This window comes from Streptomyces sp. TM32 (assembly GCF_004122755.1).
GTDB lineage: Bacteria > Actinomycetota > Actinomycetes > Streptomycetales > Streptomycetaceae > Streptomyces > Streptomyces sioyaensis.
Genome location: NZ_SDIG01000013.1, coordinates 63,645 through 72,261 on the forward strand (window position 1 = coordinate 63,645; position 8,617 = coordinate 72,261).

The following is an 8,617-nucleotide window of genomic DNA, read 5'->3' on the forward strand; positions in this document are numbered from 1 at the left end:
AATCGTAAGAAGCAGTCTGTTCGCGGTACTGACGGCATGACACACTGCTGCACACTGAAATCAGTTGGAGGCGATCGGACGTGGCGGACCCACGGTCGGCAGGTGCACCGACCGTCCTGCGGGTGGTGCTCGGTAAGCGACTGCAGGACCTGCGCGAGAAAGCGGGGCTCTCCTACGAACAGGCCGCCGCGGCCCTCGACGTGACCCACGCCACGATACGGCGCATGGAGAAGGCCGAGGTCGGCCTCAAACTCCCCTACGTCGAGAAGCTGTTGGCGACCTACGGCGTGGCCGACGAGGACGAGATCGAGGGCTTCCTCTCCCTCGCCCGCGAGGCCAACAAGCCCGGCTGGTGGCACCGTTTCCGGGACGTCCTTCCCGAGTGGTTCAGCGCATTCGTCAGCCTGGAGAGCGAGGCCAACCTCATCCGGGCCTACCAACCGCACTACGTCCCCGGGCTGTTGCAGACCGAGGACTACGCCGCCGCCGTGCTGCGGGCGGGTATGCCGCACGCGTCCCCGGCGGACATCGACCGGATCGTCGCCCTGCGGATGGCCCGGCAGTCCCTGCTGACCCGCGACAACGCACCGACGTTGTGGGTCGTCATGGACGAGACCGTGCTGCGGCGGCCGATCGGCGGCTCCCCGGTGATGCGCGAGCAGATTTCCCGGCTGAGGGAAGCCACCGCGCTGCCGAACGTCCGGCTCCAAATCATGCCCTTCGCCGCGGGCCCGCACCCGGCCATGTACGGCCCCTTCCACCTCTTCCGCTTCCCGATCCCGGAACTCCCGGACATCGCATACGCGGAAAGCCTCGTCGGAGCCGTGTACTTCGACCAGCGCAACGACGTCTCGCAGTTCCTGGAGGCCCTCGACCGGATGTGCGCGCAGGCCGCGCCGGCACACCGCACCGAGGCCATTCTGGGTGGCTTTCGCAAGGAGATCTGAACCATGGATCGCATACGCATCTACAACGGCATGCCCGCCACAGAACTGGGCACGGAGGGCTGGCACAAGCCCTGGAGCGGCGGAAACGGCGGCGAGTGCGTCGAGGCGATGCGGCTGGGGGACGGCCGGATCGCGCTGCGCCAGTCGACCGACCCGGACGGCCCGGCCCTGATCTACACGCACCGCGAAATGGTGAGCTTCATCGAGGGGGCGAAGGCGGGCCACGCCGACTTCCTGCTCGCGGTGGCACCGGCCCGGTGCACCGACCGGAGGACGGCATGAGCGAGCAGGGCACCTCCCCCCACGGACCGGACGGGGCCACGGACCTCGGACCGTACGTCCAGGGCCCCGAGCACTCGGGCTTCTCGGCCGAGGAGATCGACACCAGCCGGCCGCATCCGGCCCGGATGTACGACTACTACCTCGGCGGCTGGGACAACTACGAGGTCGACCGGGTGGCCGCGGAGCGCGTCATCGAGGTCCACCCGCAGGTGCGGCTCAGCGCCCGCGCCAACCGGGACTTCCTGCGGCGGGCGGTGCGCGAACTGGTCGCCGGCGGCATCCGCCAGATCATCGACATCGGCACCGGCATCCCCACCTCGCCCAACACCCATGAGGTCGCCCGGGAGATCGCGCCCGACACCCGCGTCCTCTACGTCGACAACGACCCGATCGTCGCCACCCACGCCGGGGCCCGGCTGACCACCACCGAGGGCACCGCGTTCGTGCTCGGCGACGTCCGCGACCCCCAGGCGCTGCTGGACCACCCGGCCGTCCGGGAACTGATCGACTTCGACCGGCCGGTGGCGCTGCTGCTGGTTGCCGTACTGCACTTCATCCGGGACGACGAGGATCCCGCCGCGCTCGTCGCCACCCTCGCCGACGCGCTCCCCGCGGGCAGTTGCCTCGTGCTGTCGCACGCCACCGGTGAGCCCTACGAGGCCTATGCCCCGGGTCGCACGGACGAGCGGGCGCGCGAGGGCGTGGTGAGCGTCTACCAGAGCTCCACCGCCACCCTCAACCTGCGCACGAAGGCCGGCATCGAGCCGCTCTTCGGACCGTTCGCCCTGCTGGAACCGGGTGTCGTACGGGTCCCACTGTGGCGGCCGGACGGTGCGGTGCCCGGCGCCGAGGAGCTCAACAACACCATTTTCTACGGCGGCGTGGGCCGCAAGGACTGATCGACGGGGGCCGGCGCCGTGGTGGGGACCGCGCGCAGCACGTCCGGGCCGACGAGGGTGGTGTGGGTGCCGGGCGAGGTACAGGCATGCGCCCCGGCGACGGCGCCCAGTCGCGCACAGTCCTCAAGGCTCCGGCCCAAGTGCCGGCCGTAGAGGAAACCGCAGGTGAAGGCGTCGCCTGCGCCGTTGGTGTCCACGACCGGGCCGGGCGGCACCACGGCCGGCACCGGGCGCGGGGAGCGGTCGTCGGCGCCCAGCACATAGGCGCCGCCCGCCCCCGCCGTCGCGATCACGGCCTCGGCACGCCCCTCGTGCAGGATCTCCCGCATGACGGACGCGATCCGTTCACCCGCCCCGGCGGTGCTGAGGAACACCAGGTTCGAGCGGAGCGCGAACTCGCGGTGATGTTCCGTCAGCCCGTCCCAGTCGTGCAGATCCGTGGAGACGGGGAGGCCCAGCGCCTCGATGTCGTCGTACAGAAAGCGGGAGAAGTGCGTGATCGACAGATGGACGTGCCGGGCGCGGCGCAGCGCGGGGAGGTAGTGCTCCGGCGGCATCCGCAGGTCGAGCGGGTCCCGGGCGTCGTAGAAGGACGTCCGGCGGCCGTCGGGGGCGACGAGATTGACCGCCCGCCGGGTGCCGTGCGGCGAGATCAGCGGCCGGAAGTCGACGCCGGTGGCGGCCATCCGTTCGCGGATCAGGCTGCCGTGGTGGTCGTCGCCGATGAAGTCCACGAAACCGGTGGTGAGCCCGAGCGCCGCGCAGCCCAGCGCGACGCCGGTACCGGTGTGTCCCACCCATTCGCGAATGGGGGGCACCGCGGAGGAATCGGTGAGCGGTACGGGCAGCGCGCCGACCGGCACGACGGTGTCCACGCCCGACCCGCCGACGACGAGCACGTCATAGGCGTCATACGGCTCAGAAACCTGCTGGAATGTCACAAGCGTCCCTGGATCCCTTGCTGGTGAGACGAATCCCTTGCTGGTGAGACCGTTTGCGGACGAGGTGCGTCCGCTGCCGGGAGTCTAGACGCAGGCGCGCCGCATGACGGGATGTCAGGGAATGTGGTGACACGAGGGATAAACGAGTTGTAAGGGGCGAGGCCGCTGCTCTGTGGCCAGTGGGGAGCGAGTAAGGGCGTACGGCGGCCGGACGGGCCGGCGGGGGCGAGGCAGGCATGGCAGAGCACTCCAACGGGGGACACACGGGGTGCGCTCGCGCGACGGTGCGCCGGCCGGGCGGGCCGTACGGGAGCCGGCGGCCGGGCTCGTCGTGGATGCCTCGGGCCGCGGCTCCCGCACACCGCAGTGGTACGGCGACCTCGGCCGGACCGCCCCGCACGCGGAGACCGTGGACGCGGGCCTTGCCTACGCCACCCGGAGGTCCGGATGTACCGCCCCCGAAAAGCGGCTGCGGCCGCGCGCACGCCCACGGGAGGATGAGGCATGGCATGGACAACGACCCGGGATCTGGCGGACTTCGAGGCGGCGGCGGGAGCGTTCCTGCGCAGCCGGCCCGCCGCGCACACGGTGCTGCTGTCGGTGACGTCGTCGCTGCGCTCGCTCGGCGCGGATGCCTACGGGGCAGGCGCGCCCGCGTTCGGCTGGTGGCGGCGCAGCGGGCAGGATCCGGTCGGGGCCGCGTTCGTGTGGACGCCGCCGTGGACGGCGCTGCTCTCGCCGATGCCGGAGGAGGCCGCGGGCGAGCTGGTGGAGACACTGACCGCCGAGCGGCTCGACGTCCCGGGGGTGAACGCCGGCCGGGCGGCGGCCGAGGCGGTCGCCGACGCCTGGCAGCGGCGGCACGGCGGCACGGTGACCGCTGCCGAACGCCTCCGGCTTTACCGGCTGGACCAGCTGGTCGAGCCGTCCCCGGCACCACCGGGCACCGCCCGGCGCGCCACGCCCGCCGACCGGGATCTGCTGCTCGCCTGGTTCACGGCCTTCGCCAAGGAGGTCGGTGACCCGCCGCCCCGCGACGCGCGCGCGGTCGACGCCCGGATCGCCGGCGGCCGCTGCCTGCTGTGGGAGAGCGACGGCCGCCCCGTCGCGATGGCCGGTCACACCCCTCCGCTCTCCGGCGCGGCCCGCGTCGCCCCCGTCTACACCCCGCCCGAGCTGCGCGGACGTGGCTTTGCGGGAGCGGTGACGGCCGCCGTCTCCCGCGCCGTACGGGCCGGCGGCACGCAGGAGCTGCTGCTCTTCACCGATCTCGCCAACCCCACCAGCAACGCCCTCTACCAGCGGCTCGGCTACCGCCGGGTCGAGGATCATCTCGTCCTGGAATTCGGGCGGGGGTAGGACGCCGCCGGAGCGCGGCCGGCGGCCGGTGCCGCCGGGTGCCGGGCGCGGCTCACCGCAATGGACGCGTCCGACGTGCCGAAAAGGGCGCCGCCGGGCCCGCCGAATCCCTCTCGGACGAGGCCGTGTCTTTCGGATCAGCCAGGGGCCGATCCGAAAGACACGGCCTGGATCACACCCGATCCCCGGAATGTCACGGCCGGTCGCGCGGTTTGCCTCAGAGGGTGATGGTGTTGAGTCCGGGTGTCGTGGTGCGGAAGCCGTACGACGGCGCCGAGTGGCGCTGTGTGCCGGAGCCTGCCGCCCTCGCGGCCCGTATCACTTCGCGTTCGCCCTGACCATGGAGGTGCCGTGACCGGTTCCCGTTCCCGTCGCACTGGCCTTTCCGCGCTGCGCCCCGCGAGCTTCGGCCTCGAACCCACGGGGGAGCGGCTGGCCAGGATGCGCAGATCGCCACAGTTCGTGGACGGTCAGTTCCGCAATCCGGTGCCGACCGGACGACCGCCGAAGGGCGCCGCGCTGGAGATGGCGCGGGCGCAGCTGAGCCGGGAGGGACGGCTGCGCCGGGCGCCGATCGGCCCGATTCCGGTGCACCGCCCGACCGCCGGGGACTTGGCGGCGCCACCCGCTTCCGGGCTGCGGCTCACCTGGATGGGGCATTCGAGCGTGCTGGCCGAGATCGACGGGCAGCGGGTGCTCTTCGACCCGGTCTGGGGTGAGCGCTGCTCGCCGTTCAGCTGGGCCGGCCCCAAGCGGCTGCACCCGGTACCCATCGGGCTGGACGAGCTGGGACCGGTCGACGTCGTGATGATCTCGCACGACCACTACGACCATCTGGACATGCCGACCATCCAGCGCCTGACCGGCACCGGCGCGGCATTCGTGGTACCGCTCGGCATCGGCGCCGACCTGGAATTCTGGGGCGTACCGGCGGAGCGCATCACCGAGCTCGACTGGCACGAGTCCACCCGCGTCGGCGGGCTGACCCTCACGGCCACCCCCGCGCAGCATTTCTGCGGCCGCGGGCTGCGCGGCCCGCAGCACACCCTGTGGACCTCCTGGGTGGTCGCCGGGCCCGAGCACCGGATCTTCCACAGCGGCGACACCGGCTACTTCTCCGGCTTCGCGGAGATCGGCGCGGCGCACGGCCCGTTCGACGCGACGATGATCCAGATCGGCGCGTACAGCGACTTCTGGCCCAAGAACCCCACCTCGGACACCCGGCACCCCGGCATGTGGCCGGACATCCACATGAACCCCGAGCAGGGCGTGCAGTCCCACCTCGACCTCCAGGGCCAAGCGTCCGGCGGGGTGCTGCTGCCGATCCACTGGGGCACGTTCAACCTGGCGCTGCACCCCTGGGCGGAGCCCGCCGACTGGACGATGACCGCTGCCCGCAAGGCCGGGGTCGACACCGCGCACCCCCGGCCGGGAGAGCCCTTCGAGCCCGCCGATCCGCCGGCCGTCCATCCGTGGTGGCGGCCGATCGCGGTGCCGCCCGCCCATGGCTGGCCCGCCTGGGCCCCGGTGGTTTCCGCCACCGACGTGGACCTCGCCGCGGACCGCTGAGGCCGGTCCGGACGCGTCGCCGGCGGCGCCATGGCTGCCAAGGCCCGCGGCGGCGCGGGCCGCACGGGCGCCGGGCCCCGCCGCCGTCAGTCCGCGCGGCCGGTGACCGCCACCGTCACACCGAGGCCGATCATGGCGAAGCCGCCGGCCCCGCCGATCATCGACATCCGGCGGTCGGAGCGGGCGAACCAGCCGCGGGCCGCCGAGGCCGTCAGCCCCCACACGGTGTCGGTGATCAGGCCGATGGAGATCGGTACCAGGCCCAGGATCATCATCTGGGTGGGCAGCCCGCCCGCCGACGGGTCCACGAACTGGGGGAGTACGGCGGCGAAGAAGACGATCCCCTTCGGGTTGGTGACGCCGACCAGGAGGCCGTCGGCAATCGTCCGCAGATCACCGCGGGCCGACGGCCCGGGCGCGTCCACGGCGCCCATCTTCATGTCCTTGCGGTGCCGGAAGGCCTGGACACCGAGGAAGACCAGGTAGGCCGCACCGGCCAGCTTCACGGCGAGGAAGATCGTGACGGACCGCTCCACCAGCGAGCCGAGGCCGAGTGCCACCGCGACCACCAGGAGGTAGGAGCCCAGCACATTGCCCAGGACCGTCGCCAGGGCCGTCCGCCGGCCGTGGGCCAGCGCCCGGCCGATCACGAACAGCACGCTCGGCCCCGGGATCACGATCACCAGCAGCGACATCGCTGCGAACGCCAGTATGCGGTCGGTACTCACCATGTCTGTCACCTCGCCGGTCATTGAATCAGCCGGACCCGGGGCTTCGTCAGTGGGGAGCGGCGTGCAGTAACGGATGGCGTGCGGCCCGGTCCGCCGCCGGCCGGGCCGGGCCCCCGTGCTGCGCGGCCGCGGATGCCGCCCGTGAGCCCTCGGAGGCGCGCTTGTGGAGGCCACAACTCCGCCTCGCTGAACGGAAGTTCGGATTGCATCGCACTGATGTGCGCCACGCGCCCACTCAAGGAGGTGGCGAGGGGTAGCGAAAGCCCGAAGTGGCTCCGGACACTACCCCCGTAACAACTAGCGTGCGTGCTCCGCGAACTGCCAACGGCCGATCCGGAGGGCGCCGATGCCTACCGCATTCCCCCAGGGGACCCAGATGTCCCAGGAGGCTCAGAGGTCCCCGGGACCCCAGGGCGTCCCGGGGGTCGCTCCTGCCCCCACCTCCGCCCGGCGGCGGGAGCGTGACGGCGGACGACACGGCCGGGTCGCGTTCCCCGAGTCGGCCGCCGATTCGGCGATACGGTCCCGGCTGGTCAGGCTCGCCGCCGTGCCCTGCCTCCTCGTCGCCGTCGTCTGCACCGCCGTCGCCGCGTTCGTCGTGCAGGCCGGCGGCGCCCGGCTGTCCGGGCAGGCATGGGTGATCCTGGCCGGCGGGCTCGCCCTGGTCTGCGTCATCGTGCTGACCGCGGGCGCCGCGGCCAACGCCGAGGCCCGCGCAGCCGTGGCCCGCTACGCCCGGCTCCGCCAGGTCTGCGCCCGCAGCCAGTCCGACCTCTACGACCTGCTGGACCGGGTACGGCAGGGCGAATGGCTCCGGCGCCGCGAGCCGGACACGGCGCTCGCGCCCACCGGCGACACCCTCGACCTGCTCGCCCATGAGGTGGCCGCCGCCGGCCGGGCCGCCGAGTCCGCCGTCATCGACGCGGTCGCCATCGCCCGCAGCAACGCCAGCGGCAGCGAGCAGAAGGTCGAGGTCTTCGTGAACCTCGCCCGCCGGCTGCAGTCCCTGGTCCACCGCGAGATCGAGCTGCTGGACGAGCTGGAGAACCAGGTCGAGGACCCGGACCTGCTCAAGGGCCTGTTCCACGTCGACCACCTGGCCACCCGCATCCGCCGGCACGCCGAGAACCTCGCCGTCCTCGGCGGCGCCATCTCGCGCCGCCAGTGGAGCCGCCCGGTGTCGATGACCGAGGTACTGCGCTCCTCGATCGCCGAGGTCGAGCAGTACCCGAGGATCAAGCTGGTGCCGCCGATCGAGGGCACCCTGCGCGGACACGCCGTCGCCGACGTCATCCACCTGCTCGCCGAACTCGTCGAGAACGCCTCGATCTACTCCGCCCCGCAGACCCCGGTCCTGCTGCGCGCCCAGCTCGTCACCGCCGGTCTCGCCGTCGAGGTCGAGGACCGCGGCCTGGGCATGTCGGCGGACGAGCAGAACCGGATGAACGCCCTGCTGGCCGACCCCGAACACATCGACGTCGCCGAGCTGTTGAGCGACGGCCGCATCGGGCTGTTCGTGGTCTCCTCGCTCGCCCGGCGGCATGGCATCGTTGTCCGGCTGCAGAGCAACATCTACGGCGGCGTCCAGGCCGTCCTGATCGTGCCCCAGGGGCTGCTCGGCGCGGAACCGGCCGACGGGGAGAAGAGCGGGACGGACGCCTCGCTCACGGGATCCCCGGACACCGTCCCGGCGCTCGACCACGACGGCGGCTACGGCGCCGGATACGCCGACGACCCTGACGCCGGCCCGGCGCGGCACGCGCGTCATGACCGCCGTGACCCGGGCGCCGACGGCTCCCCGACCGTGGCCATCCCCCGCCCCGCCCCGTCCTTTGACCCTGCGCTCGACCCGTCGCCACCCGGCTGTGACGAGCGTACGGCCGAGTTCC

At 72.5% G+C, this 8,617-nt stretch carries 8 protein-coding genes; 6 read left to right on the plus strand and 2 right to left on the minus strand.

Annotation, left to right across the window (positions count from 1 at the left end; genetic code table 11):
* Positions 1–80 precede the first annotated feature (80 nt).
* Genes EST92_RS05375 through EST92_RS05385 form a run of 3 tightly spaced genes read left to right on the plus strand, consistent with a single transcriptional unit; the run spans position 81 to position 2,128 of the window.
* Entirely contained in the window at positions 81–947 is an 867-nt protein-coding gene (locus EST92_RS05375; RefSeq protein ID WP_129279776.1) for a helix-turn-helix transcriptional regulator, read from the plus strand.
* Between the two features lie 3 nt (positions 948–950).
* The gene (locus EST92_RS05380; protein ID WP_129250248.1) at positions 951–1,229 is read left to right on the plus strand and encodes a DUF397 domain-containing protein; all 279 of its coding nucleotides are present in this window, start codon (positions 951–953) and stop codon (positions 1,227–1,229) included.
* Positions 1,226–2,128 carry an SAM-dependent methyltransferase gene (locus EST92_RS05385; RefSeq protein WP_174243927.1) on the plus strand — a complete coding sequence of 301 codons (903 nt, stop codon included), beginning with the start codon at positions 1,226–1,228 and terminating at the stop codon, positions 2,126–2,128. The genes EST92_RS05380 and EST92_RS05385 overlap by 4 nt, the downstream gene beginning before the upstream one ends.
* Here the strand turns inward: EST92_RS05385 and EST92_RS05390 are convergent.
* Positions 2,101–3,069 (minus strand): PfkB family carbohydrate kinase, encoded by a 969-nt coding sequence (locus tag EST92_RS05390; protein ID WP_129279777.1) that lies wholly within the window; start codon positions 3,067–3,069, stop codon positions 2,101–2,103. The two genes, EST92_RS05385 and EST92_RS05390, sit on opposite strands and share 28 nt — an antisense overlap.
* Before the next feature lie 504 nt (positions 3,070–3,573).
* Here EST92_RS05390 and EST92_RS05400 point away from each other — a divergent pair.
* Both EST92_RS05400 and EST92_RS05405 read left to right on the plus strand, forming a co-directional pair.
* Entirely contained in the window at positions 3,574–4,428 is an 855-nt protein-coding gene (locus EST92_RS05400) for a GNAT family N-acetyltransferase (RefSeq protein ID WP_129279778.1), read from the plus strand.
* A gap of 351 nt (positions 4,429–4,779) precedes the next feature.
* Positions 4,780–5,997 carry an MBL fold metallo-hydrolase gene (locus EST92_RS05405; protein WP_129279779.1) on the plus strand — a complete coding sequence of 406 codons (1,218 nt, stop codon included), beginning with the start codon at positions 4,780–4,782 and terminating at the stop codon, positions 5,995–5,997.
* 86 nt (positions 5,998–6,083) lie between these two features.
* On the opposite strand, the gene EST92_RS05410 is transcribed toward EST92_RS05405, so the two are convergent.
* Positions 6,084–6,728, minus strand: coding sequence for a LysE family translocator (locus EST92_RS05410; RefSeq protein WP_129279780.1), 645 nt, complete (start codon positions 6,726–6,728; stop codon positions 6,084–6,086).
* 376 nt (positions 6,729–7,104) lie between these two features.
* Between EST92_RS05410 and EST92_RS05415 the strand changes: the two genes are divergently transcribed.
* The coding region (locus EST92_RS05415) for an ATP-binding protein (protein ID WP_135789044.1) at positions 7,105–8,617 on the plus strand (1,513 nt) is incomplete at its 3' end.

What these genes read in the sequence shown, in the direction of transcription:
- EST92_RS05385 (WP_174243927.1), top strand. Translation starts at nt 1,226, where the DNA reads ATGAGCGAGCAGGGCACCTCCCCCCACGGACCGGACGGGGCCACGGAC.
- EST92_RS05380 (WP_129250248.1), top strand. Translation starts at nt 951, where the DNA reads ATGGATCGCATACGCATCTACAACGGCATGCCCGCCACAGAACTGGGC.
- EST92_RS05400 (WP_129279778.1), top strand. Translation starts at nt 3,574, where the DNA reads ATGGCATGGACAACGACCCGGGATCTGGCGGACTTCGAGGCGGCGGCG.
- EST92_RS05410 (WP_129279780.1), bottom strand. Translation starts at nt 6,728, where the DNA reads ATGGTGAGTACCGACCGCATACTGGCGTTCGCAGCGATGTCGCTGCTG.